The sequence below is a fragment of the Alkalicoccus urumqiensis genome (assembly GCF_002993335.1).
In the GTDB taxonomy this organism is placed as follows: Bacteria; Bacillota; Bacilli; order Bacillales; family Salisediminibacteriaceae; genus Alkalicoccus; species Alkalicoccus urumqiensis.
Genome location: NZ_PVNS01000007.1, coordinates 137,494 through 163,150, shown reverse-complemented (window position 1 = coordinate 163,150; position 25,657 = coordinate 137,494). Strand labels below are relative to the sequence as shown.

The 25,657-nt window shown below is 51.2% G+C and carries 24 protein-coding genes; 19 read left to right on the top strand and 5 right to left on the bottom strand.

Annotated features, from left to right (window positions below; genetic code table 11):
* The first annotated feature begins 81 nt into the window (after positions 1–81).
* The 8 genes from C6I21_RS08995 to C6I21_RS08960 all read left to right on the top strand — a co-directional run bounded on the left by C6I21_RS08995 (position 82) and on the right by C6I21_RS08960 (position 9,346).
* Positions 82–1,677, top strand: a complete 1,596-nt coding sequence (locus C6I21_RS08995; RefSeq protein ID WP_105959123.1) for a type I restriction-modification system subunit M — start codon at positions 82–84, stop codon at positions 1,675–1,677.
* Positions 1,667–2,890 (top strand): restriction endonuclease subunit S, encoded by a 1,224-nt coding sequence (locus C6I21_RS08990; protein ID WP_105959122.1) that lies wholly within the window; start codon positions 1,667–1,669, stop codon positions 2,888–2,890. Before C6I21_RS08995 ends, C6I21_RS08990 begins: the two co-directional genes overlap by 11 nt.
* Before the next feature lie 9 nt (positions 2,891–2,899).
* Positions 2,900–6,061: a type I restriction endonuclease subunit R gene (locus tag C6I21_RS08985; protein WP_105959121.1), complete on the top strand. Its 3,162-nt coding sequence runs from the start codon at positions 2,900–2,902 to the stop codon at positions 6,059–6,061.
* A 218-nt stretch (positions 6,062–6,279) separates the two neighbouring features.
* Entirely contained in the window at positions 6,280–7,422 is a 1,143-nt protein-coding gene (locus C6I21_RS08980; RefSeq protein WP_181186193.1) for an AAA family ATPase, read from the top strand.
* A 50-nt stretch (positions 7,423–7,472) separates the two neighbouring features.
* Complete coding sequence (locus tag C6I21_RS08975) at positions 7,473–7,946, top strand: hypothetical protein (RefSeq protein WP_142393243.1); 474 nt, start codon at positions 7,473–7,475, stop codon at positions 7,944–7,946.
* 224 nt (positions 7,947–8,170) lie between these two features.
* The gene (locus C6I21_RS08970) at positions 8,171–8,371 is read left to right on the top strand and encodes a cold-shock protein (protein WP_105959118.1); all 201 of its coding nucleotides are present in this window, start codon (positions 8,171–8,173) and stop codon (positions 8,369–8,371) included.
* A 405-nt stretch (positions 8,372–8,776) separates the two neighbouring features.
* Positions 8,777–8,968, top strand: a complete 192-nt coding sequence (locus C6I21_RS08965; RefSeq protein WP_105959117.1) for a DUF6366 family protein — start codon at positions 8,777–8,779, stop codon at positions 8,966–8,968.
* A gap of 177 nt (positions 8,969–9,145) precedes the next feature.
* Complete coding sequence (locus C6I21_RS08960) at positions 9,146–9,346, top strand: cold-shock protein (RefSeq protein ID WP_105959116.1); 201 nt, start codon at positions 9,146–9,148, stop codon at positions 9,344–9,346.
* Between the two features lie 555 nt (positions 9,347–9,901).
* Here the strand turns inward: C6I21_RS08960 and C6I21_RS08955 are convergent.
* Entirely contained in the window at positions 9,902–11,194 is a 1,293-nt protein-coding gene (locus C6I21_RS08955) for an aspartate aminotransferase family protein (RefSeq protein ID WP_105959115.1), read from the bottom strand.
* 119 nt (positions 11,195–11,313) lie between these two features.
* Positions 11,314–12,681, bottom strand: a complete 1,368-nt coding sequence (locus tag C6I21_RS08950; protein WP_105959114.1) for a YjiH family protein — start codon at positions 12,679–12,681, stop codon at positions 11,314–11,316.
* 199 nt (positions 12,682–12,880) lie between these two features.
* Between C6I21_RS08950 and C6I21_RS08945 the strand changes: the two genes are divergently transcribed.
* The 3 genes from C6I21_RS08945 to C6I21_RS08930 all read left to right on the top strand — a co-directional run bounded on the left by C6I21_RS08945 (position 12,881) and on the right by C6I21_RS08930 (position 15,568).
* Positions 12,881–13,426 carry a YusW family protein gene (locus C6I21_RS08945; protein WP_105959113.1) on the top strand — a complete coding sequence of 182 codons (546 nt, stop codon included), beginning with the start codon at positions 12,881–12,883 and terminating at the stop codon, positions 13,424–13,426.
* Positions 13,427–13,605: 179 nt separating this feature from the next.
* Positions 13,606–14,562, top strand: coding sequence for a SurA N-terminal domain-containing protein (locus C6I21_RS08940; RefSeq protein WP_245411583.1), 957 nt, complete (start codon positions 13,606–13,608; stop codon positions 14,560–14,562).
* 820 nt (positions 14,563–15,382) lie between these two features.
* Complete coding sequence (locus tag C6I21_RS08930; protein ID WP_105959111.1) at positions 15,383–15,568, top strand: hypothetical protein; 186 nt, start codon at positions 15,383–15,385, stop codon at positions 15,566–15,568.
* A gap of 163 nt (positions 15,569–15,731) precedes the next feature.
* Here C6I21_RS08930 and C6I21_RS08925 read toward each other — a convergent pair whose 3' ends face one another.
* Positions 15,732–17,033 carry a mechanosensitive ion channel gene (locus C6I21_RS08925; RefSeq protein WP_105959110.1) on the bottom strand — a complete coding sequence of 434 codons (1,302 nt, stop codon included), beginning with the start codon at positions 17,031–17,033 and terminating at the stop codon, positions 15,732–15,734.
* A gap of 207 nt (positions 17,034–17,240) precedes the next feature.
* Between C6I21_RS08925 and C6I21_RS08920 the strand changes: the two genes are divergently transcribed.
* A complete protein-coding gene (locus C6I21_RS08920) occupies positions 17,241–17,612 on the top strand; it encodes a DUF8042 domain-containing protein (protein WP_105959109.1) in 372 nt (123 codons plus the stop codon).
* Positions 17,613–17,638: 26 nt separating this feature from the next.
* Positions 17,639–19,261 (top strand): hypothetical protein, encoded by a 1,623-nt coding sequence (locus tag C6I21_RS08915; RefSeq protein WP_105959108.1) that lies wholly within the window; start codon positions 17,639–17,641, stop codon positions 19,259–19,261.
* Between the two features lie 77 nt (positions 19,262–19,338).
* Here the strand turns inward: C6I21_RS08915 and C6I21_RS16515 are convergent, their stop codons facing one another.
* Positions 19,339–19,602, bottom strand: coding sequence for a hypothetical protein (locus tag C6I21_RS16515; protein WP_181186192.1), 264 nt, complete (start codon positions 19,600–19,602; stop codon positions 19,339–19,341).
* A 184-nt stretch (positions 19,603–19,786) separates the two neighbouring features.
* Here C6I21_RS16515 and C6I21_RS08905 point away from each other — a divergent pair, with 184 nt between their 5' ends.
* From C6I21_RS08905 to C6I21_RS08890, 4 genes are all read left to right on the top strand, one after another.
* A complete protein-coding gene (locus C6I21_RS08905) occupies positions 19,787–20,047 on the top strand; it encodes a hypothetical protein (RefSeq protein ID WP_105959106.1) in 261 nt (86 codons plus the stop codon).
* Positions 20,048–20,232: 185 nt separating this feature from the next.
* Positions 20,233–20,592 (top strand): DUF4870 domain-containing protein, encoded by a 360-nt coding sequence (locus tag C6I21_RS08900; protein WP_245411582.1) that lies wholly within the window; start codon positions 20,233–20,235, stop codon positions 20,590–20,592.
* Positions 20,593–20,721: 129 nt separating this feature from the next.
* Positions 20,722–21,150, top strand: a complete 429-nt coding sequence (locus C6I21_RS08895) for a hypothetical protein (RefSeq protein ID WP_105959105.1) — start codon at positions 20,722–20,724, stop codon at positions 21,148–21,150.
* 282 nt (positions 21,151–21,432) lie between these two features.
* Entirely contained in the window at positions 21,433–22,335 is a 903-nt protein-coding gene (locus C6I21_RS08890; protein ID WP_105959104.1) for a nucleoside hydrolase, read from the top strand.
* A 42-nt stretch (positions 22,336–22,377) separates the two neighbouring features.
* Here the strand turns inward: C6I21_RS08890 and C6I21_RS08885 are convergent, their stop codons facing one another.
* Positions 22,378–23,256, bottom strand: coding sequence for a sulfurtransferase (locus C6I21_RS08885; RefSeq protein ID WP_105959103.1), 879 nt, complete (start codon positions 23,254–23,256; stop codon positions 22,378–22,380).
* Positions 23,257–23,320: 64 nt separating this feature from the next.
* Between C6I21_RS08885 and C6I21_RS08880 the strand changes: the two genes are divergently transcribed.
* Entirely contained in the window at positions 23,321–23,539 is a 219-nt protein-coding gene (locus C6I21_RS08880) for a hypothetical protein (protein WP_142393242.1), read from the top strand.
* A 62-nt stretch (positions 23,540–23,601) separates the two neighbouring features.
* The gene (fliD, locus tag C6I21_RS08875; protein WP_181186191.1) at positions 23,602–25,278 is read left to right on the top strand and encodes a flagellar filament capping protein FliD; all 1,677 of its coding nucleotides are present in this window, start codon (positions 23,602–23,604) and stop codon (positions 25,276–25,278) included.
* Positions 25,279–25,657: the final 379 nt, after the last annotated feature.

Here is a 25,657-nt window from a genome sequence, read left to right as displayed (position 1 = left end):
AGTAGGGACACATATCCTTTCGAAAACAGCAGTAAAGCTGTTTTTCGTTAAATGAATAGAAGTAACAGGAGTGGAATAGACATGGGAGCAGAATTGAATCAAAAATTATTCAGCGCCGCGGACAACCTCCGCAGTAAGATGGATGCCTCGGAGTATAAAAACTACCTGCTGGGGTTAATCTTCTATAAATATTTGTCCGACAAGCTTCTTCTTAAAGTAGTGGAACTGGCGGACGAAGATATGGATACATACGGCACACCGGAGAAACAGACGAAATTATATGAGGATCTGCTTGCGGACGACGATACGAAAGAAGATTTGATTGCCACGGTCGTTGACACACTAGGGTATGATATCGAGCCACGATATTTGTTTAACGTACTTGCCGAGCAGGCGAAGCAGAATATTTTTCAGCTGAATGATTTGAACAAAGCATTTATTCAGCTTTCCACCAAGTATGATGCATTTAATGGCTTATTTGATGATGTGGACCTGCAGTCGAAAAAGCTCGGTTCTGATGATCAGCAGCGCAATGTGACCGTAACGGATGTATTAAAGAAGCTGAATGATGTTGACCTCATTGGCTATGAAGGAGATGTCATTGGAGACGCGTACGAGTACCTAATCGGCGAGTTTGCCTCGGAAGCCGGAAAAAAGGCGGGGGAATTCTACACGCCGCACATGGTATCCGACATGATGTCGCAGATCGTGGCGATTGGTCAGGAAGACAAGAAGTGGTTCAGTGTGTTTGACCCGACAATGGGATCCGGGTCCTTGATGCTGAATGTGAGGAACTATCTTCATCACCCGGACAAGGTAAAGTACCACGGCCAGGAGCTGAATACAACGACGTTTAACCTCGCGAAAATGAACCTGATCCTGCACGGTGTGGATCCGGAAGAAATGCGTGTGCGTAACGGAGATACATTGAACAAAGACTGGCCAACGGATGAGCCGTATACGTTTGATTCTGTCGTTATGAATCCGCCTTACTCCGCGAAATGGTCGGCGGACGATACGTTCCTCGATGACTCACGGTTTAACCGCTACGGGAAACTGGCTCCAAAGTCGAAAGCAGACTTTGCCTTTGTGCTTCACGGCTATTATCATTTAAAAGAAACCGGCACGATGGCCATTGTTCTGCCGCACGGGATTCTGTTCAGAGGAGCCGCAGAAGGCGTAATCCGTAAAAAGCTATTGGAAGATGGTAGCATTTATGCAGTCATAGGCATGCCACCAAACCTATTCTTTGGGACATCAATTCCAACCACTGTTTTGATTTTGAAGAAGAACCGAAGCACACGTGATGTCCTGTTTATCGATGCCAGTCGGGAATTTATCAAGGGGAAGAACCAGAATAAGTTATCGAAAGAGAATATAAAGAAAATCGTCGCTACGTACAATAAACGTGAAAATGTCGATAAGTACGCGCATCTTGCGATGTTTGAGGAAATCAAGGAGAACGACTATAACTTAAATATTCCAAGATACGTGGATACGTTTGAGGAAGAAGAACCTGTGGATATGAAGGCAGTTGGCAAAGAAATGAAAGAAATTCAACAGAGTAAACAAGCACTGGAAAAAAGCTTGTTTGAGGATATTTCTTCCCTCCAATACAGTGAGGAAGATGCGGAATGGATTCAGGGAGCGTTAGAGGTGTTTAATCGTGGGAAGTAAGCGAGTGCCAGAAGTTAGGTTTGATAATTATAGTGATGAGTGGGAAGAGCAGAAGTTGAAACATGTAGCTAATTTTATTAGAGGTTCTTTCCCACAACCCTATACAAATCCGGATTGGTATGATGAAGAAAATGGGCAACCTTTTGTACAAGTTGCTGATATTGGCTTTGATTTAAAATTAAATAAGGATACTAAGTTGCATATAAGTAAAATTGCAGAGCATAAAAGTAGGTTCGTTGAAAAAGGGAAAGTTGTTGTAGCGCTGCAAGGAAGTATAGAAAAAAGTATAGGAAGAGTAGCGGTAACACAATATCCCGCTTTCTTTGATAGAACAATATTAATTTTCGAGAGCTATAAAGTAGATATTGATAATTATTATTTTGCCCAGGTTATTCAAAAGCTATTTCATAGAGAAAAAGAAAGAGCTTGGGGGGCTACAATTAGTACAATAAATAAAGAGGCTCTAAGTGATTTTTATATCGGTTTACCTGATATTAATGAGCAGAGAAAAATTGGTCAATTTCTAAAGAATCTAGACGAAACCATTGCTCTTCATCAGCAAGAATTAACCACACTTAAACAAACAAAACAAGGCTTTTTGCAGAAAATGTTTCCGAAGGATGTCGAACGCGTGCCGGAGGTTCGGTTTGATGGGTTTAGTGGGGAGTGGGAGGAAATTAAAGCGGATTCTATCTTTAAGAGTGTTTCTGATAAAAATCACATTGGTCTCCCAGTACTTTCTGCTTCACAGAAAGAAGGTATGATTTTGCGAGATGATATAGGCATCGATATAAAGTATGAAGAAAAATCTATTAAAACTTATAAACGTGTTCAACCGGGTCAATTTGTTATCCATTTAAGATCTTTTCAGGGCGGATTTGCATATTCTAATATAGAAGGTATAACTTCACCAGCTTATACAATATTGGGTTTTCAAAATGAAGATTCACATGCATATTTATTTTGGAAATTTGTGTTTACTAGCAATTCCTTTATAAAAAGGTTAGAAACAGTAACTTATGGTATACGAGATGGAAAAAGTATTAGTTTTAGTGATTTTTCAACACTGAAATTTAGAGTTCCTATTGTTGAAGAACAACAAAAAATCGGCGAGTTCTTCAAAAAACTTGATGATTCTATTGCTGCTCACGAGAAAGAACTCGAACTGTTACAGGAAACGAAAAGAGGATTCTTACAGAAAATGTTCGTTTAGGAGGTACCTATGTTACAGAGCCGATCGCACCGTTCGGAAGCGGAAATTGAATCCCATTTGATCGAGGTGCTGGGGGAGGGCCACAACCAGTGGACTTTCCGTGCTGATCTGAAATCTGAAGCCGACCTCTGGCAGAACCTTCGACAAAAAATTACGCAAAACAACCTGTCCGAACTCGGCGACACGCTGCTGACGGATAAAGAGTTTGAAGCTATTAAAACAGAGCTTCTTTTCCGCACACAGACGCCGTTTGATGCGGCGAAATGGTTAAAAGGCGAGAACGGCATCGCCCGAATCACGATCGAACGGGAAGACAGCAGCCTGGGGTCGGTTTCTCTCGTATTGTATTCCAACCAGGACATTGGCGGTGGGATTTCGAGCTATGAGGTAGTCAACCAGATTGCAAAAAAGAGCGACCGGAGCGAAGGACGGGACCGGCGGTTTGATGTTACGCTGCTTATTAATGGCCTCCCGATCGTGCAGATTGAGCTGAAAAAAGTAACAGCGAAAGACGGTGTGTATCAGGCGTTTCATCAAGTGAAAAAATATGCAGAAGAAGGCATGTTTCGAAACAACATTTTCTCGACACTTCAGCTTTTTGTCGTTTCCAACGAATCGACAACGCGCTATTTTGCAAATGCGATGCCAAAAAACATGCACCGGAAATTGATGTTCAGCTGGCGCACGAAAGACAACAAAAAGGTGGAAAACCTGTACGAATTCTGCAAGCAGGCGCTGAATATTCCCGACGCCCACCGGCTGATCGCCAATTACACGATCGTCAGTGAGGATCAGGATAACAAAGCGTTAATGGTACTGCAGCCGTATCAGATCCACGCCATTGAAGCGTTGTTTACTTCAGCGAATAAACATCAATCCGGCTACGTCTGGCATGCGACCGGCTCAGGAAAAACGCTGACGAGCTTTGTGTCCACCAAGCTGCTGGCCAAAAAATCCGGTATCGACCGAACGATCATGCTCGTTGACCGGAAAGATTTAGACAACCAGACGACGAGTGAATTTACGAAGTTTGCGTCTGAGTTTAACACGGGCATTTCATCTGGAAATACGCCTGCAAACAGTTTGATCGTCGGTACAGGAAGCTCCAAAGAATTAAGTAAGACACTGCTCGCGGATGCTAATTCGAATGTCGTTATTATTACCACGCGGCAGAAGCTTGACTCCGCGCTGAAATATGCAAAGCAGAGCGAAGAGAAAAAAGGAACAAACCGCTACGAGAAGCTGATGGGGCAGCATATCGTTTTTATCGTCGATGAATGTCACCGTGCGCTTGGTGCAGAGAATATGGAAGAGATTAAATCGTTCTTTCCTAATTCGACGTGGTTTGGCTTTACCGGAACACCTATTTTTGAAGAAAACAAAAAGCAGGCGAAGGGCCAGCTTGCGCGGACGACGTTTGATCAATACGGGGACGTACTGCATACGTATACAATAAAAAATGCGCTGGAAGACGGCTCGGTGCTTGGATTTCAGGTGGAGCATGAAACGACGATCGATCCGACGTCACTGGACAACATGATTTACCATAAGCTGCAGCAGACCGAAGGAAAATCGTCTCCTGCGGCCATCAATAAGCGGATTGACAACATGACCGGCGTAGAGAAAGAGAAGTATATTGAGAGCAGTATGTATGAAGAGGACGAGCACATTGATAAGGTGATTAGAAAAATACTGCAGCCGGACAATGCCTATACAAAATTTGATTTTAAAAACGGGAAACCGACAAAGTCCGCAATTTTAACAACGAGCTCTATCGATATGGCTAAACGCTATTACAAAGCCATGAAAAGGATGACCGGGCAGGATAGTTGGATGGAGAGGGAGTTTTCGGACCGGCCGATCCGTGAAGGGCGCACAATTGATGATCCTGACTTCCCAAGAATCGCGATCACGTATTCCCTGGATGAGAATACAGAAGATGCGAAAGATCAGCAGGAGGAAATGCAGGGCATTATTGATGAGTACAACGATTATTATCATACATCCTGGTCGCTTCGGGATATGGAGCGCTACAACGGAGATATTAACAACCGCCTGGCGAGAAAGCGGGCAGAATTTCAGCAGCACGGGCGTCAGATTGACCTTGTCATCGTCGTCGACCGCTTGTTGACCGGATTTGATGCACCGACGATCCAAACGTTGTTTGTCGACCGGAATCTTGAATACGCGGGGCTCATTCAAGCGTTCTCCCGTACAAACCGGACGTATCCGGAGAAAACGAAAGGGTTGATCGTTACGTACCGTAAGCCATATACGATGGAGCAGCATGTGGCAGACGCAACGAAGCTGTATTCGGAAGTGAAAGAAGAATCCGGGTTGATTTACCCGAGTTATGATGAAGCAAAAAAACGGTTCAAAAAAGCGCATCAACAGTTCGCTGCGATTTTGGAAGAAAAAGGGGATGTAAGTGACCAGTCCCCGGTGGAAACCCGCGTTGATTACGTTAAGGCATTTCAGGAGTTAAACAATTCGTATGAAGCACTCGTCACGTATGACAATTACAATACTGACATTTACGATTCCGGGGACCTGCAGGGACAGGTGGATATCTTAAAAGAAGAGGTCGGTGTCTATGAAACGGTGAAAGGATCGCTGATTGATCTCGACAGCGGGGAAAATGACGGTGAAGAGCCGGAATTTACCGGATTGTCCTTTTACAGCGATGCCAACACGAAGCTGTATGACATTGATTCAAAATATATCGATCAGCTGTTAGGCACCTACGAAGCCAATAATCCCGACGTACGGGAAGAAATAGAACAAGCGCTGCAGAAATTAAACAAAGCCGATCTCGTCAAAGAGGTGTACCGGAGTATCTTAAATGCGATTGATGCGGATGAGATCGATGCAGCGGAGGACATTTTTGCAGTGAAACGTCGTTTTTTCACTGAGAAAAAAGAAGCGATCATCCACGCCTTCAGCACGTATTGGCATGTCTCTATTAATGAACTCCATGCGTCGGCGATTCAATACGTAATCGGCACGGACAGCATACCGAATATGAAAAGCATTATTGAAAGTAAGGATTACGATGCCTTCAAGGCGGAACACCCGGAAATCAAGCCATTTTCCTACCCGCAGAAAATGAAGCGGGAGTGGCAGCACGTGCTGGATGAGCAGATCGTGCCGCTGGACGATGAGTTGAGGTAAAGGCGTTATCCATGTGAGGCCTGCGGTGAGTGGCCGGCTGCGTATAAGACTGTGATTCAGCCTTTCTCTTTTGAGGAAGGTTTTTTTCATTTGAATAGAAATATAAGCATCGAAACAGATATTATCTACGTAAATAAATATATTTCACGTAGTTATAACCATAAATATTGTTTATAACTACATAAATTGATATGATGAGGTCAGAGGGAGGTGCGGTCATGAAACTGTTACGCATCCAGGTGGACGGCCACACATTTTTCAAAGATCACCTGGTGGATATGGATTTTATCGCCCGGGACCGGGTGACGGAGGAGTATGAAGTAAACCATTTATTCGGATCGATCTATACGAAAACAGCGATGGCTGTATGCGGTGTGAATGCTTCCGGGAAAACGACGCTGCTTGAAGTGCTCCGGACCGTAACGAACATTTTTGTAAACGGCAGATCCGTACGGGAGTTCATCCAGGCAGACCGGTATCTTGCCAACACGGTTTTTACGATCTGGTTTTATCAGGATAACGCCATTTACGAGCTTCGTTCCCAATTGAAAAAGGTGGATAAAAAGTGGTTGTTCGAGGAGGAAGAGCTGCGTAAGAAGCCCGTTTCCCGTGGAAATACGCGCAAAAAATTGTTTGTGTTCACAGACAAAGACCTTCTCATGAAGCGCTCAAAAGAAGATACGCGCTTTCTTCCGGACGACGTGACGATGCTCACGTCCTTGTTAAAACATTCGAAAACAGAAGCGATCGATCATATGCATTATACGGAGCATAATGAGCTCGGTATTTCTGGAGATATCCCAACCAAGTTTACGCAGCTTCTGGATCCATCGATTGAGTATATCCGTAGAGATCCAAAGCAGGAAGGGAATGTCTGCATGAAGTTTCACGGCCGTCCGGAAATTACCGTTCCGGAAGAAGATCAGCAGCTGTACTTATCTTCAGGTACAGTGAAAGGGCTGAACTTTTTAGGGTACGGCTACCTGGCACTTCAATCCGGCGGATATTTTATCGTAGACGAAATAGAGAACCATTTCCATAAGGCGATCGTGGAAATTCTGCTTCATTTTTTCGCAGATCCGGAAGTGAACGCGTTCGGTGCAACGCTCATTTTCTCCACTCATTACGTGGAGATACTTGAATCCATGGATCGGAAAGACACGATCTACATCACACGGAAGACCGAAGAAGGCATTACCGTAGGCAGTTTCAGCAGCGAAAACGTCCGGAATGACATGAAGAAAAGCGACTTGTTTTTGTCCAACCGTTTGGAAGGAACGGCCCCGTCCTATTCACGGTATATGGAACTGAAACGAGATTTAGTGAAAAACATTCAGTCGAAAGTGGAAGAAACCGTATAGTGTCTTCCTTTTACGCTATTCTGTGTGAGGGGAACGCAGAACAACAGATCATGAATAAACTTTTAGATGCCGGACTGCTGTTCTGCACGAAAGAGCAGCTGCTGGAAGAGCGGGCGCTGAAAATCAGAAGTGCCAAATCGTTTGAGAAGCGTCACCTAAATAAAGCAATGCCCGATAAGATGACCGTCTATCGAGTCGTGGATTCCAACAAAGAAAAATTCAAACTATCCAAAGTGAATGAGCATAAGGTGGAGATCGTCAACGTCGTGACGAAACCAGAAATTGAAATGCTTATTATCATTGCAGAAGGAAAATATGATGATTACCAGAACAAAGCCGGGCGTTACGGAAAGCCGAGTGACTACGTGAAGTCACAGCTGAAATATCCGCATGCCAAGTCGGCCGCGTTCATTAATGACTACTTTCGCGATGTGACTAAATTGACAGAAGCGATCAGAGAATACCGCCGGCTCCACCCCCAGGAAAAGAAGGCGATTCCTTTAGCGGATTTACTAAGTGAATAATCTGCACCTGAACTCTTTGCGTTCGAAGGCTCAGCAGAAACAAAAAAAGAATTTTGGCTAAGGGGTATCTTTTTTCAATCACACGGGTTATACTGGTGAAAGCGAATTGACGTTCGGATATGCATGAAAGAGAAATGTTTCAAAGAATGTTCCTCTGGATTTATAAATGAAGAGCTCAACAAGCAATACAACGCGGACAACATCCGCAACAGGAGGAATATTGTATGACACAAGGTACAGTAAAATGGTTTAACGCAGAAAAAGGTTTCGGTTTCATCGAGGTTGAAGGACAGGACGACGTATTCGTTCACTTCTCCGCTATCCAGGGCGAAGGCTTCAAGACACTCGACGAAGGCCAGACTGTAAACTTCGAAATCGAGCAAGGCCAGCGTGGCCCACAAGCTGCTAACGTAGAAAAGCAGTAAGCTTGATTCAAAAAAGACTCCGCTCCGGCGGGGTCTTTTTTGTGCTTTTTGAAATGAAGAGAGCCGAAACCCATTCTGAGCAGGACCGCCCGGTATCGGTGGTGTCTATTGAGTTTGCATTTCAAACGGACCTTTCTCAGGAGTAGTGAACCTTTTTGTAGAGTTGTGAACGTTTTGAGGGGAGAACTGGTACACTATTGACGAAGTGGACGTCCGGGCCTGAGTTACGGACGTTGACCCCTTCCTTACGAACGTACAGCCATGAGTTATGATACATTCTCTTGTCAGAAGCGGACGTTCCTTCACTGGGCCGCTGCAGCTGTCTGCCTGAAACAAACCAATTGCGATCCTGCCTGGTTTCCTGCATTGTCATATGGTAGTCTATGACCAAAGAGGAGGGGTTCCATGGCTGATCCCAAAAGGGAACGGGAGAAGATGCGTCAAAAAGAGTGGAATAACAATCCGACGGGTACGGCGAAGGACGCCGGGGAGCGGTCGAAGCTCGGAAGCCTGACGGAGCTGACCGGCAGCTTCAGCTGGCCCGGGCTGCTGATCGTGATCGGGAGTCTTATTGCGGCTGGTTATTTTCTTTTTTAATGAATTTCAATTTAGGGGTATCTTTTTTCAGGTACACGGGTTATACTAAAGAAAGCGAATTGACGTTCGGATATGCATGAAAGAGAAATGTTTCAAAGAATATTCCTCTGGATTTATAAATGAAGAGCTCAACAAGCAATACAACGCGGACAACATCCGCAACAGGAGGAATATTGTATGACACAAGGTACAGTAAAATGGTTTAACGCAGAAAAAGGTTTCGGTTTCATCGAGGTTGAAGGACAGGACGACGTATTCGTTCACTTCTCCGCTATCCAGGGCGAAGGCTTCAAGACTCTTGACGAAGGCCAGACTGTAAACTTCGACATCGAGCAAGGCCAGCGTGGCCCACAGGCTGCTAACGTAGAAAAGCAGTAAGCTTGATTCAAAAAGACTCCGCTCCGGCGGGGTCTTTTTTGTTTTCCATGAGAAAGCCGGAGGCGTATTCCACGCTCTCCGGCTTTCAAGCTGTATACAAAGTAATAAAGAGTGAATAGCAATGCATCTGCCTGCACGTTCAGCTGGACACAAGAGAACTGCCCGGCGGCTTCACCCGGAGCCTGTGGCCTTCGGTTTCGGCAGAAGGACCAACGAAAATAGCTGGTGAAACAGCTTGTGCATAGGAAAAGCCCGTTTCTACTGGAACTTTCTGTTGGACAGTTCAGCCGGCTATCCTGCTGTTTTTATTAATAACCGTGGATTCTTACCTCTGAGTTACATATCTTCGGAGCGTCGGCAGGGACGCCGGTGGGATTAAGCGCAGTCTGAAGATCCTTTCTCCGGGCATAAGCCCGGAGAAATAGCTGAAGGCAAGCCCCACGGCAAGCTTCTGCCGGACAGCGGAGAAGTGCTCCAATAAGTATGGATAAAAACCGAAGTTATCTACAATCTGAAAGCCGGAGGCGCTTCCTGCGCTCTCCGGCTTGGTTTCGTTTATTTTCCAGCTGCTTTGTACCGCTCGATGGCGCGCTCGAGTTTGGCGAGGCCGTCGTCAATCTGGTCTTTGGTGACGATGAGCGGCGGGATCATGCGCATAACTTCGGTTTTGTTGCCACAGAAGTAGAAGAGCACCCCTTCGTCGAGGGCGAGGTCGAGAATTTCCATCAGTCCGCCGCCGTCGGCTTCGCCGGTTTCCGGATTGATGATCTCAATGCCGATCATCAGGCCTTTGCCGCGGATGGCGCCGATGACGTCGTGCTGCTTCTGCATCGCTTCCAGTTTCTCCCGCGCGTAGCTGCCCATTTTCTCCGCGTTTTCGAGCAGGTCTTCGTCGCGCAGCACGTCGATCGTGGCGTTCGCCGCCTCACAGGCCATCGGATTGCCGCCGAACGTGGTGGCGTGCGCGCCGAGCGGCCACTGCTGCATCAGTTCCTTCGATGCCGCGGTGACTCCGAGCGGCAGTCCGGAGGCGATGCCTTTTGCGGCTGCGATGATGTCCGGCTCGACGCCGAAGCCGTCTGCAGCGAACCAGTTTCCGGTGCGTCCGAAGCCGGTCTGCACTTCATCAAAAATGAGCAGAATGCCGTGCTTGTCGCAGTGCTCGCGGATCCGCTTCACCCAGCCGGCCGGCGGCACGATATAGCCGCCTTCGCCTAAAATCGGCTCGAGAATCATGCACGCGACTTCCTCCGGCATGACCTGATGCGAAAACACGCGGTCGAGCTCTTTATCGAGGACGGCGATGTTTTCCGCTTCGGTCAGCGCCGGGTCTGCATACGGTACCTGAAAGGCGTTCATCTGTGGCTGCTGGCGGTAGCGGTATTTGCTTTTCGATGTGCTTACACCCATCGCGCCGTACGTGCGGCCGTGGAAGCCGCCGATAAACGACACCGCCGCCGGGCGGCCGGTGACGTGCTTTGCGAGCTTCAGTGCGCCTTCCACTGCCTCCGTGCCGCTGTTTCCGAAGAAAAAGCAGTCGATCGAGCCCGGCATAATCTCCGCGAGTTTATCGGCGAGACTTAAAATCGACTCGTACATAATGACGCCGGACGGTCCGTGCGTTAATAGATCCGCCCCTTTTTTAATCGCTCCGACGACACGCGGGTGGCGGTGCCCCGTGTTCGTCACCGCAATCCCCGACGTAAAATCGAGGTACGTGCGCCCGTCTGCACCATAGTAGTAGCAGCCTTCCTCCTTAATCACCGGCAGGTTCGGGTGATCCTTCGCCATACTCGGCGCGAGCCGCTCACTCATCCGGCTCATTAATGACTCCACATTGCTTGTCATACCAGCATCCTCCTGTTCAAAACAAATCTTCCGCTATTGTATCACGCCTCTTCACGGGGAGACACCCGGTGTTCCATAAAGACAGGCTGAAGCGCTCGGCTCCAGCCTGGCAGATCGTATTAAAAAAGCAGGTGCGCGGCGATCGTAATGATCGGCAGCGTGACGACCGTGCGCTGAATGAAGATGACGAGCAGCTCCAGAAAGTTGAGCGGAATCTTCGAGCGCAGAATCAGCACCCCGATCTCCGACATGTAAATCAGCTGCGTGATCGATACGCCTGCGATGATGAACCGCGTCAGTTCGCTCTCGATGCCGCTTGCAAGCACGGCCGGGAGGAACATGTCAGCGAAGCCGACGATCATCGCCGGAGCCGCGGCCTGCGCTTCCGGAATCTGCATCGCCTGCAGCACCGGCACGAGCGGCATGGACAGCCACGTGAAGATCGGCGTGAACTCGGCGAGAATAAGTGCCGTCGTACCGAGCGCCATGACGATCGGAATGAGGCCGACCCACATGTCCGCAACGTTGACGAGCCCTTTCTTGAATACACCGCCGAAGCTGCCTGCAGAGGCGGCTTTCTGCGAAGCGACCTGAATGCCGTGGGCAAACGCCGATCCGTTCTGCGGCGGCGCCTCTTCGATCTGTTTGCCGACCGGTGCGTGGTACTCGTCTTTCTTCCTGGAAAGCGGCGGAATGCGCGGCAGGATGACCGCAGCGACAAACACCGCAAGGGATACTGTTGCATAAAACGGCACGAAGTACGCCCCTAAATCAACGAACCCGATAATGACGAGGCTGAACGCAATCGACGCGATCGAGAAATTCGTCGCAATCACGGACGATTCCCGCTTCGTGTAGTAGCCCTGCTCAAACTGCTGCGTCGTAATCAACACGCCGACCGGGCCTGCACCCATCCACGACGCCGACGCATCGATCGCCGAGCGTCCCGGCAGCTTGAATACCGGCTGCATCACGCCGCGGAGCATCGTGCCGATGAAGTCCATGAGGCCGAACGAAAGCAGGAACGGCATGAGAAGCGCCGCGAACAAAAACCACGCCATCAATACCGGCACGAGGTCAAACAGTACCGTCCCTCCTGTAAACGACGCCGTAATGACCTCCGGGCCCGCTCCCGTCAATACCATGACGGCGAAAACGGCGCCGATGATCCGAACCGTTGTCCAGAAAACCGAAATGTCAAACAGCCCTTTTAACGGAGCCGATTTCTCGACGAAGGCGGGAGAGATTGCTTTCGTGTACACCGCTCCGGCTGCGGAGAGGATAATCACCGCCGTCATAAATGCAGGAATAACATCCGCAAGCGATGTCTGCAGCGATTCAGCGAGAATACCCACACCGATCGTGATTGTATCATTATACGGCAGCGGGATAAGAAACAGCGCGATCCCGATGAGAGATGGAATAAAAAAGCGGAGAAGCGAGCTCTCCTCGTTTACCGTTGTCTGTGTGTTTGCTTCTGTCGTCATAGTGTGTCCCTCCTGAGTAACGTCTGTGAATAAATATAGCAAGTAAATGCATAAAAATCAATAATGAATTCATAAAAATACGTATTAAATAAAAATAATACCGAATATTTATTCAGTGCGGACGACTGTTCCTGCCGGGTGGACGTTTTCGGAGCGGGAGACAGGGAATAGAAAAGGCAGATAATAAAGGAGGCAGATAATGATGAAAAAATATATGCTGCTAACGAGCGTCGTTTTCCTCGGGGCCTGTGGCTCGGAGAATGTGGAGCCGGTCGAGAATGAGGGTACGGAGGATACGACGGAGGTGCAGGAGGATGATGTGACGACGTCGGAAGAGGTGAATCCGGAGGAGGAGAATGAGGCGCTGGAGGACAGCGAGCAGCCGCTGGAGGAAGAGGAGACGGATACGCAGGACTGGTTTGAGGATCTCGATTTTGATGAAGTGCAGGTCGAGGCGGAGTATGAGGATGGCAGTTATGATGCCGATTATGAGTATAACGGCGGCGAGCCGGAGGCGGAGATTGAGGATTCGCGCGGCGGGGAGTCGATTGATCTTTCGGGGCAGGATGCGCTGGATGAGATGCAGCTGGTGCTGCCGGAGCTTGATGTGACGCCGGAGACTTCGGAGGAGGAGCTGCAGCAGGCGGTTCTGGAGGCGTTTGGTCTGGAGGATGATTACCAGGAACTGGACATTGATATTGAGTTCCGGGATGATGAGGAGCTGGAGATGGAGGACGAGGCCTGATTCATAGCATGTTACACATTTTCTCAACAACACCGCTGGAAGCGTATTCCGGCGGTGTTTTGTTTTTGACATTGGGGCAGAAAGTCGGAGAAGGCGCGCGGGGACAGGCGTGGTTGTGTTTACAAATAGTATGTACATGTTAGAATAATCACAGATTCGATGAAGGGGTGGTTACACTAATGAAAAAAGTAAAAACACTGACAGCCGTACTGGGACTAAGCGCAGCATTTCTCGCAGCGTGCGGCGGTGACAACACTGAAGGAAATAACGGCGCGGAAAACGGCGCTGACACGAATAACACTGAAGTAAATGAAGATGCAGACAGTGAAGGAAACGAGCCGGACGCGGAAGGCGCTTCGGATAATGTAGAAGATCCTGAAGCAGAAGACGCGGATCCGGATGCGGACGGAGAAGATCCTGCCGCAGACGGTGAAGGCGAAGGTGAAGCGGGAGACGACGAAACTTCGATGGATGACGCCATGGGCGGCGACCAGGAAATGCCTGAGCCGGATCTAGAAGATATTCCGGACGTTGTCGCGGAAGTAAATTCCGAAGAGATTACAGCGGAAGAGTTTGAAACAGCGTACGAAGGCCAGTTTATGCAGATGGCGCAGCAGTCCATGATGATGGGTCAGGAAGTCGACCAGGACCAGCTGAAGCAGCAGGTGGCGGACACGCTGATCGGCACGGAGCTTCTTGTACAGGAAGCGGAAAACCGGGATCTGGAAGCGTCGGAAGAGGACATCCAGAATACACTGGATGAGCTTGCAGAGCAGAGCGGTCTTGAATCCGGCGATGAGCTTGTAAATGCCATCGTTGAGCAGGGCACGCCGGAAGAAGAAGTGATGAATCAAGTTGAGATGCAGGTGAAGATCGATAAGCTGATCGAAGAGGCTTCCGGTGATATTGAAGTCACGGATGAAGAAGTTGAGCAGCAGTATGAAGAACTCGTTGCACAGCAGGAAGCAATGATGGAAGAGCAGGGCGGCGAAGCGCCGGAAGGCTCTGAAATCCCTGAACTCGACGAAATCCGCGGTGATCTGGAAGAGCAGATCCGCGGCCAGAAAGAAAGCGAAGCAACACAGGAACTCGTCGAGCAGCTTCGTGAAGAAGGCGACGTAACGGTTAATATTTAAGTAACAGCTTACGAAAACTGCGGCCCCCTTGCCGCAGTTTTTTTTTGTGCGGCTGGGGTGGGGCGCAGCGGTTATTGGGAAGAGGTCGTTCGTTCCGGCGGAGTCTCACTTCGCCGGGGGTGAGTCTCATAACGGCGGCTCCCGGTCCCATAACTGCCGCTGCCATTCCGACAACTTCCGTCACCATTCCCATACAGGACGAAAAGTCCAACTTCCGGTACTCATATTCCCACTTCTCCTGCATGGATTCCCACAACGCACCGGCAGATTCCCACTTCCACACCGGCCATCATCCACCGGCAGCACAGCCCGCTGCCCCTCGGCCTCAAACTGTTCCCCGTTCGAAAGCAGATGGCTGCGGCGTTTTCGGCCGCAGCGGTTGTCTGGGGTTTGGTTTTCGGCGGAGTCTCACTTCGCCGGGGGTGAGTCCTATAACGGCGGCTCCCGGTCCCATAACTCCCGGTCCCATAACTCCCGCTGCCATTCCGACAACTCGGGTACCGATTCCCAAACCTGATGAAAAGTCCAACTACCGGCACCGAAATTCCCACTTCTCCTGCCTGGATTCCCACAACGCACCGGCAGATTCCCACTTCCACACCGGCCATCATCCACCGGCAGCACACCCCGCTGCCCCTCTGCCAGAACCGGCTTTCGGACTTGCTCAGAGGCGGGCGTCTTCCAGCCCGCGGTCTCCCTGCTCTTTTGCTTTGACCAGCCTAAAGGAGTGTTTCATATATTCATTATCCGGGTAAGTGATAGATACCTGTGGCCGTATGGGCTCCGGGAATTTCTGGTTTCCAGGAAAGGATGATTTATCTTGAAGGAGCAGTATGTATTAATGATGCTTAACCGTGAAGGCGCCGTTCAGTCGTTCCGGCATGCTGTAACCCGGGAGGAAGTCGATGAAATCAGCTTTCCGGACCGCCGTTTTGCCGAAGAGGCCCATGCCAACTATACAGCCCGCTATCCGCAGTACGCTGTCAAACTAGTAAAAAACGGATAATACCTGCTGCAGCTACATAATACACCGGACTGCTGCATGCGCACATTCCTCCATGGAGAAATCGACTTCATGGCTTTTTTATTAAATTGACGTCCGCCCCATACAAAAAAACCAGCATGACCGGAATCGACTCAGGATCCGGCCATGCTGGTTTTTCTTTGTCTTACGGAGTGTTCGGATCTTCCGGTGGTCCGTGGTCTGTTACGTCTGCTCCTGGAGCTGCAGGCCCTGCCGAAGGATCGGCGGGCTTGGCCTTTTCCTTTTTCATCTTTCGCTCGAGCTCCGCAAGCTTCGTTTTCGCATAGTCCCGTCCGCCGATGCCAAAGGCGACTGCGAAAGCAACCGCGACCGCACCGAGAATGAGAAGGAACGCCATATTCACAATGGTGGTGGCAAACTGAAGCTGATCAAATGTCATAAACGCGGCAAATACAATGATCGTATACTTTACCAGACCGGCATAGAAGCCGCTCCCGGAATACCGCTTCACGATGGCGCCGAGGTAGTGGCCGGCAAACAGTCCGAGAAGCAGAATGACGAGCGCACTGACTAAAAGCGGGAGGTACGACAGAACGGCATTTCCGATGCTGTTCAGCACATCGAGCTGGAGGACGTTCAGTGCTTCGATGGTAAAGAACAGAATAATCACGATTTTTACGAGCTGCCCGAGAATCGCCGACACTTTAAAGGAAGACGAGGATGGGCCATTTATGTCAAAAAAGCTGTACACGTTATCAACACCGGTACGCTGCAGCAGGTTCACGAGCAGGTCGCCGACAAAACGGGCGATGAAATAACCGGCGAGAATGAGAATGATCGCGACAAAAATGTTCGGAATGATCGCCAGAATCCGGTCGAAAATATCGGTGATCGGCTGCGAAATCATTTGAATATTTAACGTTTCAAGCGCTACGGTAATAATCGGAATCAACAGGAGAATGAAAACAATGTTTGCCAGGATCGAGGATAGCTTTGTCTGGGAGGGGCCTTCAAACCGGGTCCATTTGTTGAACCAGTGATCCACTTTCATGCTTTCGAGAAGGCGGAAGATAAGGTCTTTCACAAGGCGGGCGATGAATATACCAATAAAGAGGATGATCGCTGCGGCAAAAATGTTCGGCAGAAAAGCGAGGAAGGTTTCCGTCATGTTCGCAATCGGTCCGGATACTGATTCCATATTTAATGCGTCGAGAATCGCCGGCAGAAACAGAATAAAAACGAGGAAGTAAACAACTTTAGCGGCTGTTTCCAAAATGGCGGCACCCTGCTGTTCATCACGGATAAGCGGTGTTTTTGCCAGGCCTTTGTGTGCCCCGATCTTTTTTAACCCTTTGCTGATGATACTTTTCGCCACAAGAGCGACAATCCATGCCAGAAGGAGGAGGAGAAGCGCTGCGACCACGTTTGCGAGTGCACCGATCAGATCGCTTAAAAGCACCTGAAACTGCGTACCGAGATCATTCATTTCAAAAACCTCCTATGGTATTTGATAGTACTTCCATAGCCGCTTTCCGTCATTTCAAACCTGTTATTTCAAAAATAATGAAATTATTCAGGATAAAATATAAAACAATCGATGATGGAATAGAACGCACATTTTCACGCGTTTGACGGAAGGCGGATGGGGAATAGGGTACAATGGAAAGAAATTGACGAAATGAGGTGGCCGACGATGGAAAAACAGATTCCCGTAATGACACAGAGCCTGAGCCTGGTCCGCACGCTGGAAGACGCGGCGGGGCACATTCAGCATCAGCTGGCGGAAGGAGAATTAAACGACACGTTTTATCTGGTGGAGGATCTTCTGAGCGGATTTACCGCGGTACAGGAAGCGCTGCAGCCGCTGGATCAGGAAATTCTCGATCTCTCCGGTGTCATCACCGCATCGGATGACGTGCAGCAGGCCTTAGCACAGCTCGTAGAGGCGTACGAAAAGAAAGACCATCAGGAGGCACAGGAACAGACCCGGACGACACTGGCTCCGCGTCTGACAAAGCTGCGTGCTGAAATGGAGGAGGCTTTCCAATCGTACACAACACAGTAACAGACGTAGAAAAGCTCATTGAATGGGTGTGGCAGAAGCGGAGCGGCAGCAAAGCCTCTCTGCCGGAAACCGGAAAAGCGCCGGGCGGCGTCTTCTTAACGGAAGGCGGCCACTCCCGCCGCGCGCCGGTCTTTTTCGCACGCGGAGAAACGGCAGCGGAAGCGGCGGATAAGCTCTGGGAGGCGCACGGAAATCCGGAAGCCCCCTCCTACAAAATCGACATCGCCGGCGCGCCGGAAGCAGCCGCCGGTGTGAGCTGGCAGCACGCGCGGAGAGTTCGCCTGGCGCTGCCGCCGAGGAAATACGGCCTGCTTTTCGGCGAAGAAGACAGCCCGCTCGCTTTTTTACCCGAGGAAGTCGCTGCCTGGGGCATGGTCACGGAAGACGGAAAGCTGCAGCCGGAACGCGTACTGGAAGCCGCGTCACGCCGCGGGAACGAAGCGTATGAGAAAGCGGTCGAGCTTTTCCTCACCGAGGAATGGCTGGATGTCTACCGGTTTGAAACCGTTTCGTACTACGTGGACGACACCGGCATTCAGCGTGTGGAGCGCGGACAGGAAATCGGACGCGTTGCCGAAAAAGCAGAACTGATGCGGGCGATGACGCTTGCTTCCGAAGGATATTTTCAGCACGCGGTGTCCTTCCAGGGACGTTTTTTGTACTCCTACGATCCGCACACCGGCTACCGCCACCCGAAATACAACCTGCTCCGCCATGCCGGAACGTTGTTTTCCATGCTTCAGATGCACGAAACGCTCCCGGATGCAGGCCTTCTCCCGCCGATCCAGAAAGCCAGGCGCTACCTCGTCCAGCAGATGAAACAGGAAAACGATACGTACATGGCCGTTGAGAAAAAGGCTGTAAAGCTGGGCGGAAACGGACTGGCACTGATCGCGCTCGTTAAATACGCCGAAGTCACCGGCGATCACGACGACCTGCCGATCATGCGCGGACTCGCCAAATGGATGCACGACATGGCAGAAACCCACGGCCGCCTGAAACTACATAAACAGACGCTGCCGGACAAAAAAGACACCGGCTTCACCTCCCACTATTACTCTGGGGAAGCCATCCTGTCCCTCGTGCGCCTGTATCAGCTCGAAGCCGACGAACGCTGGCTCGACACGGCCGAAAAAGAAGCCGCCTACCTGATCCATGACCGCGACAAAAATGAAACATATGATACTATCGCCCACGACCACTGGCTCCTGTATGCCTTAAACGAACTCGACCAGCTGCGTCCGAATGACGACTACAAATCGCACTCCTTCTTCATCGCCGACGCCATCGTCCAGGCCCAGCGCGGGGAAACCGACGATCCCGAATGGGAAGGCTCGTATGAAATGAAAGGCGCTCCGCGCTCCACGCCGGTCGCATGCCGCTCCGAAGGGCTGTGTGCAGCGGTGCAGACCGCACGCCGCGCAGGCGAAGCAGACCGTTCGGAAACATACCGGAAAGCAGCGGCAAAAGGCATCGCCTTCCAGATGAAGCTGCAGTTTACGCCGGTGTCCGTCCTGTACTATGAACCCTCGCATCTATTGATGGGCGCTTTTCAGGCGAGTACACAGGATGCAGAAATCCGAAACGACTACACGCAGCACAACGTATCGAGTTTTTATGAATACGTAAAACTGCTCGAAAATGAATAAATGCAGAAAGCCTGATTCGACGCGGATCAGGCTTTCTGCATAAAAAACCACTGCGCCGTGGCGCAGTGGAAGAAGTATTACATATCATCGTCGTCATCGTCATCATCGTCATTCATCATGTCGTCGTCATCGTCATCGTCATCGTCGTCATTCATCATGTCGTCATCGTCGTCATCATCATCTGCGCCGGCTGCCGGGTCGTTTTCTACGTTCGTTGTATCGTTTGTGGCAGGATCATTGCCTGTGTTTCCGGTGCCGTCGTTTTCTCCGCCGCCGCAGCCTGCCAGTACGCCGGCTGCAAGAACGGTGGATAGTGCGGAAATCTGTAGTGTTTTTTTCATGAAAAATTCCTCCTCGAATAATGCGTGCTGGGAGGACTATTGCCGGGAGCAGGATATGTAAAACGTTTCTGGGTGTTTTCATAGATTTTCTCATAGTTCTGGAGAAGTAGGTGCTTGCTTCTTTTCTGAGGCTTTTGTAAGATATCGATAAGGGAGCTCATCCCGTGGAAAGGAGGCGTATCCCATGGATGTCAACCGTATGTCAATGGCGGCAAGCCAGGTACAGACGAATCATCAGGCCACCGAGATCATGCAGCAGTATGGCCGGGTGGAAGATGCCGCGGAAACGGTGCAGCAGCGCTCGACCGTGGAGACGATGGGAGATACAGCCCACGCCAGAAATGACCAGCAGGAGAAGCAGCACGAGCAGGCTCTTCTGCAGCGTCAGCAGATGGAACAGCAGGCGCAGCCGTATCTTGGCGGCAGCATTGATGTTTTCGTCTAATGCAGGGAAAAGGACGTTCCTTCGGGAGCGTTCTTTCTCTATGCATAAACTACCTTTTTATTCCGGAAATACTGGACTTCCGGCGTGTTTTTACATAAAATCTGAAAATTCAGATTAAAAAAGCGTCCGATCATGCTATAGTGAAGGTGAACCTGTTGGACTATGCCTTTATGGAGGGATGCGTCGTGTCAGAAAAGCAGTCGCCGCAGACAAGCAGTTCAGGTTTGTCCCAGAATGCAGCCGCTACGCTCAGCTACGTGTTAGGGTTTATTACCGGCCTGATTTTTCTCTTTATGGAGAAAGACAACAAGTTTGTGCGTTTCCATGCGATGCAGTCGATCGTTCTTTCTGTCGCGTTTCTCGTATTGAGCACCGTCCTCGGCTTTATCCCGATCATCGGATGGCTGCTCGGAGCCCTTCTGTCACCGGTCGCACTGATCGTGTGGATTGTCTGCATGGTCAAAGCGTATCAGGGGCAGTGGTTTGAATTCCCGGTCGCCGGTCCATTTTCCAGAGATCAAGTCAACAAAATGAGTCAGCCATAAGTCAGGGCGTCCCGTTCAGCGGGGCGCTTTTTGTATGGAGCATAGTCAACTGACATGTTCCTTTCTTATGCACGTGTTTCCAGATATATGGTTTTTCGTGATACCCTTTAAAGAAAGGAGGGTATTGCCATGAAGTCCTATTTTCTATTCACTGCAATCGTTATCACGATGGTATTAGCCGGATGCCAGGAAGAGAGCAGCCAGGTGCAGGTGGACGACTATGTGGAGGGGAGACTTGTATCCATCAATGAGGATCATTTTATTGTAAATGTGAGTGATGCCTATTCGTCCTACGCAGAACAAGAGCGTTTAGATTATGACGGCGACGAAAAACAAATTGCGGTTTCGCGCACAGATGGCCTCGACATTATCACGATGGAAAATGAATCCATAAGCGGCGAAGAAATAGAAGAACTGGCAGCAGAAGATGCCCCTGTCCCGGCCTACGTCGATTATGAGATAAGCGCCCAGGTCCATAATGAACTGGATGATCATGACGATTATTATTTTCCAGCAGTGGAATCCAGCATTCTCGTTGTGGATGACGGCGCAGAATAACGTTTCGTTCAAGTCAGGGGCCGTTTGAAAAAACGTTCACTACGGAGAGGGGAATGTATCATAACTCCGTGCGGAACGTCCGCAGCGGATGATCCGACGTCCGTAACGAAGGCACGGACGTTCACTTCGTTAAATATGCACCACTTCTCCAGCTGAAACGTTCACAGCTTCAGCAGAAGGTCCGCTTCATCTGAAAAACGTCCGTTTCCCAATCCGCCCCTGTGCGCTCCTTTTCCGCCCCGCAGAAATGCGCTACACTGTAAGAAAAAGGGGGAGATTTCCATGAGTAAACCGATTATTATCGACACGGATCCCGGTATTGATGATGCAGCGGCGATCGGCCTGGCGCTGTTCCGCCCGGCGCTCGACGTGAAGCTGCTGAGCGTCGTGCACGGCAACGTCAGTCTGGCAAAAACGCTTTTGAATGCGCGCCGGCTGAAAGCTTTTTTCGGAACCGATACGCCCGTCGCCGCAGGCCTCGACGCACCGCTTCTCTATCCGCCGCGTGAGAACAACAGCAGCGGCGTCCACGGCGTGAGCGGACTCGACGGATGGACCTTTACCGAAGCGCCGGGTGAGGTCGAAACCGGCCACGCCATCGAACACATGAGGGACATCATCATGAAGTCCAGCGGACACGTCACCCTGATCCCGATCGGCCCGCTGACGAACATCGCCCTTTTATTCAAGCTCTACCCCGAAGTCATCGACCGGCTCGACGCCGTCGTCCTTATGGGCGGAAGCCTCTCCGGCGGCAACGTCACAAGCGCAGCTGAATTCAACATCTGGGCCGACCCCCACGCAGCGAAAATGACGTTCGCTTCCGGTGCCCCGCTCGTCATGGTCGGTCTCGACGTAACGGAAACCGCGCTGATTACGGAAGAGGATCTCCTTACATATAAAAGCCGTTCAAAAGCAGCAGCTATGTTCGATTCCACGTTCCGGCATTACGGAGACGGTGACATGACAGCGGGTGTTGCGATGCATGACTCGTGCGCCGTTGCCTTTACCGACAGACCGGATCTATTTACGACGGTTGAAAAGCGGGTGGAAGTCGTCACGGAAGGAGCCGCACGCGGCATGACGATGGAAGTTCCGGGAAAGCCGAACTGCCGCGTCACCGTGGATATGGATACCGAAGGATTCCGGAACTGGTTTACAGAGACCCTTGCAGCCATGCCGTAATGGCGTGAAAATGAAAAAAAGCCCCTGAAGAGGGGCTTTTTTTCACGTTTCCGTCGTCATCGGGTTCTCTTTGTCGGCGGACCATTCGTTGATGGAGCCGTCGTAGACGGCGACGTTCTCTCTGCCGAGGGCGTGGAGGACGAGGGCGTTCCACGTGGCGGCAACACCTCCGCCGCAGTAAGTGATTACTTTTTTATCCGGCTCCAGCGCCCCGCTCTCTGTGAGCTGCTGCTCGAGAGCTTCCTGGCCGGGCAGTGCGCCGGTGTCCGTTGCGAGGTCGCCGAAAAAGACGTTGACGCTTCCGGGGATGTGCCCCTTTCTCGGGTAATTGTTCGTTTCGCCGCGGAAATCGGCGCCGGAGAGGCAGTTCATGAGAACGATGGAGCTGTCCGTGACTGCCTGCTTCACGTCGCTTTCTTTGGCATAAAGCTCCGGACGGTACGTGCCGGTAAACGTGCCGGCTGTGGTAAGCGGAATCTCGTTCGTGAGCGGTTTCCCTTCTTTTTCCCATTTCGGTAGGCCGCCGCCGAGTACGTAGACGTCGTCGTGGCCGGAAAGGCGGAACTGCCACCAGAGGCGGGACGCCCAGTCGGAAGCGGTGTACGAGGCGCCGACGACGGGACCGCGGTCGTAAATGACGACGGTCGTGCCGTCATCGATGCCGAGGGCACGGGCCTGTTCGACGAATGCGTCATGCGGAAGCGCGGTCAGCGGGTGCAGGGCGTCCGGGTCAGAGAAATCCTGCAGTAAATCCGCAAAAAACGCGTTCGGCAGATGTGCTTCTTTGTATGCGTCCGCGCCGGGCGTGACCTTTAAGCCATCGCCGGTTTCTTCCATGAAGACGGTGGCGTCCAGGATACGGACCTTTTTGTCGTCCAGATGTTCGAAAAGCCAGTCGGTTGTTACGAGTGGGTGTGTCATGTGTATTCCTCCTCGGGGTCTATGTACCCGCCGGGGCTGTGGTATAATCCGGGAAAAGGAGTGGATGGCTTTGGATGAGGAGGAGCTTCTCGAGTGGGTGCGGGAGCAGGATGCGATGCTTGCGGAGCTGGAGCGGCTTCTGCTGCTGATGCGCGGGGCGGCGGAAGAGGCGGCCTCGCCGTGGACGACGGCTGCGAGGCGCCGGGAGCTCCAGCAGGATGTGGATGCGTGGAACCGGGAGGCGGCGGTGCTGTACGGGAAGCTGTATCCGCCGGGGCATTAATTTTTTAAAAAGGGTTAACTTCCGGACGGACGTGCCGATATAAGGAACAGATGAACGGACGTTTGAAAACAGAAAAGCAGACTGCTTCTCTGTTTTTTATTTTGGAAGGGAGCGATTCGATGGTGGATAGTGTCAACCGGATGACCGGGTTTGCGTCGGGCATGGATATTAATCAGATGGTGCGGGATTTAATGGATGCGGAGCGCCAGCCACTGCAGCCGATGCAGCAGAATGCGGTCGAGACGCAGCTGAAAATTGACGAGTACCGGGAAATGAACCGCCGTTTTTCAGAGTTTCGAAACGACACGTTTGACGGAGTGCTGCGCCGCTCCAACATGCAGTCGCGCGAGACGACGAGCTCGAATGAGTCGGCGCTTTCGGCGAGTGCGAGTGCGGCGACTCCGGAAGGAACGTACACGATTTCGGATGCGGTGACGGCGAAAAGTGAGCGCCGTACGAGTGACTTCGGCACGACCAACGGCACGGGGGACGGCGGGTCCTTTCTGGATGATGCCGGGGCGTTTGACCGCCGCTCGTCGTTTTTGACGCAGGCCGATAATGTGAAAGGGCTCGACGGTACGGAGACGGAGCTTTCCTTTGCTCTGGCCGTTTATGATGAAAACGGCGATCAGCAGACGACGTCGTTTTCGTTCGATGCGACGGATTCGCTTGATGACATCGTCGACGAGGTGAACCGTTCCGGTGCCGGCGTCCAGCTGTTCTACGATGATTTCTCGGGACGGATGTCGATGCAGCGGAGCGATACCGGTGTGTACAGCGAAGGCGGAAAAGAAATCCGCTTCGGCACAATGGACGGGGAGACGTTCGCGGAGGCAGATGACGGCGCACTGTCGACGGTGTTCGGCTTCAGCAACAACGACACCGTGGAGACAGAAGCATCGAATGCGTCCTTCCGCTTAAACGGGCTCGATGCGGTCGAACGCCGGAGCAATACGTTTGATGTGAACGGCGTGACAATGACGCTCAACCAGGATTTCACCGAAGAAGTCCAGGTCGGGGTGTCGAGTGATACGGACCGGATCGTGGATACGGTGATGAGCTTTGTCGAGGATTACAACGACATGGTGGAAACGACGCAGGATAAAGTGAGCGAGGAATATTTCCGGGACTACGCGCCGCTGACGGAAGAACAGCGCCGCGAGCTGTCGGAAAGTGAAGTTGAGCTCTGGGAGGAGCGCTCCAACAGCGGCCTCCTGCAGCGGGACAGCATCCTGCAGGGCGCGATCTCCAACATGCGCTCGCAGTTTTATGAAACGGTGGATGCGGATATTCCGAATCAGACATTCAATCAAATTGCCGAGCTCGGGATCACCACATCGAGCGATTTCCGCCGCGGCGGCGTTCTGGAAGTCGATGAAGAACAGCTGCGGGCAGCGGTCGAAGAAGATCCGGAATCGGTGTACCAGATGTTTGCGGCCGACGGCGACACGCCGGCAGAGCAGGGAATCGCGCGCCGCCTCCGGGATACGCTCGACAACACGATCACACAGATCGGCGAGCGTGCCGGACGGACCGACCTTGCCGCAAACCAGTCGTTTACGCTCGGTCGGGAGCTCGAATCTCAGGAAGATGATATTTCCAACTTCGAGCGCCGGATGCAGCAGGTTGAGGACCGCTACTGGAGCCAGTTTACGGCGATGGAAAAAGCGATGGCGGACGCCAACAGCCAGATGCAGCAGCTGATGTCGCAGATGGGCGGCGGAGGCCAGATGATGTAGAAAAACGAGCAGGAGCCTTCGGGTCCCTGCTTTTTTGATTGGGCACAGGACGGAAGACCGCGGGCTGGAAGGCGCCCACCGCTGAACAAGTCCGAAAGCCGGTTTTGGCAGATGGGCAGCGGGGTGTGCTGCCGGTGGATGATGGCCGGTGTGGAAGTGGGAATCTGCCGGTGCGTTGTGGGAATCCATGCAGGAGAAGTGGGAATTTTCGTCCGTATGGGAATGGAGGCAGGAGTTATCGGAATCGCCACGGGAGTTATGGGAATGGATGCCGCCGATATGGGACTGCCTCCCGAGAAAATGAGACTCCGCCGAAAACCAAACCCCAAACAACCGCTGCGGCCGACCCCGCCGCAGCCATCTGCTTCAAAACCGCATA

What these genes read in the sequence shown, in the direction of transcription:
- C6I21_RS08995 (WP_105959123.1), top strand. Translation starts at nt 82, where the DNA reads ATGGGAGCAGAATTGAATCAAAAATTATTCAGCGCCGCGGACAACCTC.
- C6I21_RS08985 (WP_105959121.1), top strand. Translation starts at nt 2,900, where the DNA reads ATGTTACAGAGCCGATCGCACCGTTCGGAAGCGGAAATTGAATCCCAT.
- C6I21_RS08980 (WP_181186193.1), top strand. Translation starts at nt 6,280, where the DNA reads ATGAAACTGTTACGCATCCAGGTGGACGGCCACACATTTTTCAAAGAT.
- C6I21_RS08975 (WP_142393243.1), top strand. Translation starts at nt 7,473, where the DNA reads ATGAATAAACTTTTAGATGCCGGACTGCTGTTCTGCACGAAAGAGCAG.
- C6I21_RS08970 (WP_105959118.1), top strand. Translation starts at nt 8,171, where the DNA reads ATGACACAAGGTACAGTAAAATGGTTTAACGCAGAAAAAGGTTTCGGT.
- C6I21_RS08965 (WP_105959117.1), top strand. Translation starts at nt 8,777, where the DNA reads ATGGCTGATCCCAAAAGGGAACGGGAGAAGATGCGTCAAAAAGAGTGG.
- C6I21_RS08960 (WP_105959116.1), top strand. Translation starts at nt 9,146, where the DNA reads ATGACACAAGGTACAGTAAAATGGTTTAACGCAGAAAAAGGTTTCGGT.
- C6I21_RS08955 (WP_105959115.1), bottom strand. Translation starts at nt 11,194, where the DNA reads ATGACAAGCAATGTGGAGTCATTAATGAGCCGGATGAGTGAGCGGCTC.
- C6I21_RS08950 (WP_105959114.1), bottom strand. Translation starts at nt 12,681, where the DNA reads ATGACGACAGAAGCAAACACACAGACAACGGTAAACGAGGAGAGCTCG.
- C6I21_RS08945 (WP_105959113.1), top strand. Translation starts at nt 12,881, where the DNA reads ATGATGAAAAAATATATGCTGCTAACGAGCGTCGTTTTCCTCGGGGCC.
- C6I21_RS08940 (WP_245411583.1), top strand. Translation starts at nt 13,606, where the DNA reads ATGAAAAAAGTAAAAACACTGACAGCCGTACTGGGACTAAGCGCAGCA.
- C6I21_RS08925 (WP_105959110.1), bottom strand. Translation starts at nt 17,033, where the DNA reads ATGAATGATCTCGGTACGCAGTTTCAGGTGCTTTTAAGCGATCTGATC.
- C6I21_RS08920 (WP_105959109.1), top strand. Translation starts at nt 17,241, where the DNA reads ATGGAAAAACAGATTCCCGTAATGACACAGAGCCTGAGCCTGGTCCGC.
- C6I21_RS16515 (WP_181186192.1), bottom strand. Translation starts at nt 19,602, where the DNA reads ATGAAAAAAACACTACAGATTTCCGCACTATCCACCGTTCTTGCAGCC.
- C6I21_RS08905 (WP_105959106.1), top strand. Translation starts at nt 19,787, where the DNA reads ATGGATGTCAACCGTATGTCAATGGCGGCAAGCCAGGTACAGACGAAT.
- C6I21_RS08895 (WP_105959105.1), top strand. Translation starts at nt 20,722, where the DNA reads ATGAAGTCCTATTTTCTATTCACTGCAATCGTTATCACGATGGTATTA.
- C6I21_RS08890 (WP_105959104.1), top strand. Translation starts at nt 21,433, where the DNA reads ATGAGTAAACCGATTATTATCGACACGGATCCCGGTATTGATGATGCA.
- C6I21_RS08885 (WP_105959103.1), bottom strand. Translation starts at nt 23,256, where the DNA reads ATGACACACCCACTCGTAACAACCGACTGGCTTTTCGAACATCTGGAC.
- C6I21_RS08880 (WP_142393242.1), top strand. Translation starts at nt 23,321, where the DNA reads ATGGCTTTGGATGAGGAGGAGCTTCTCGAGTGGGTGCGGGAGCAGGAT.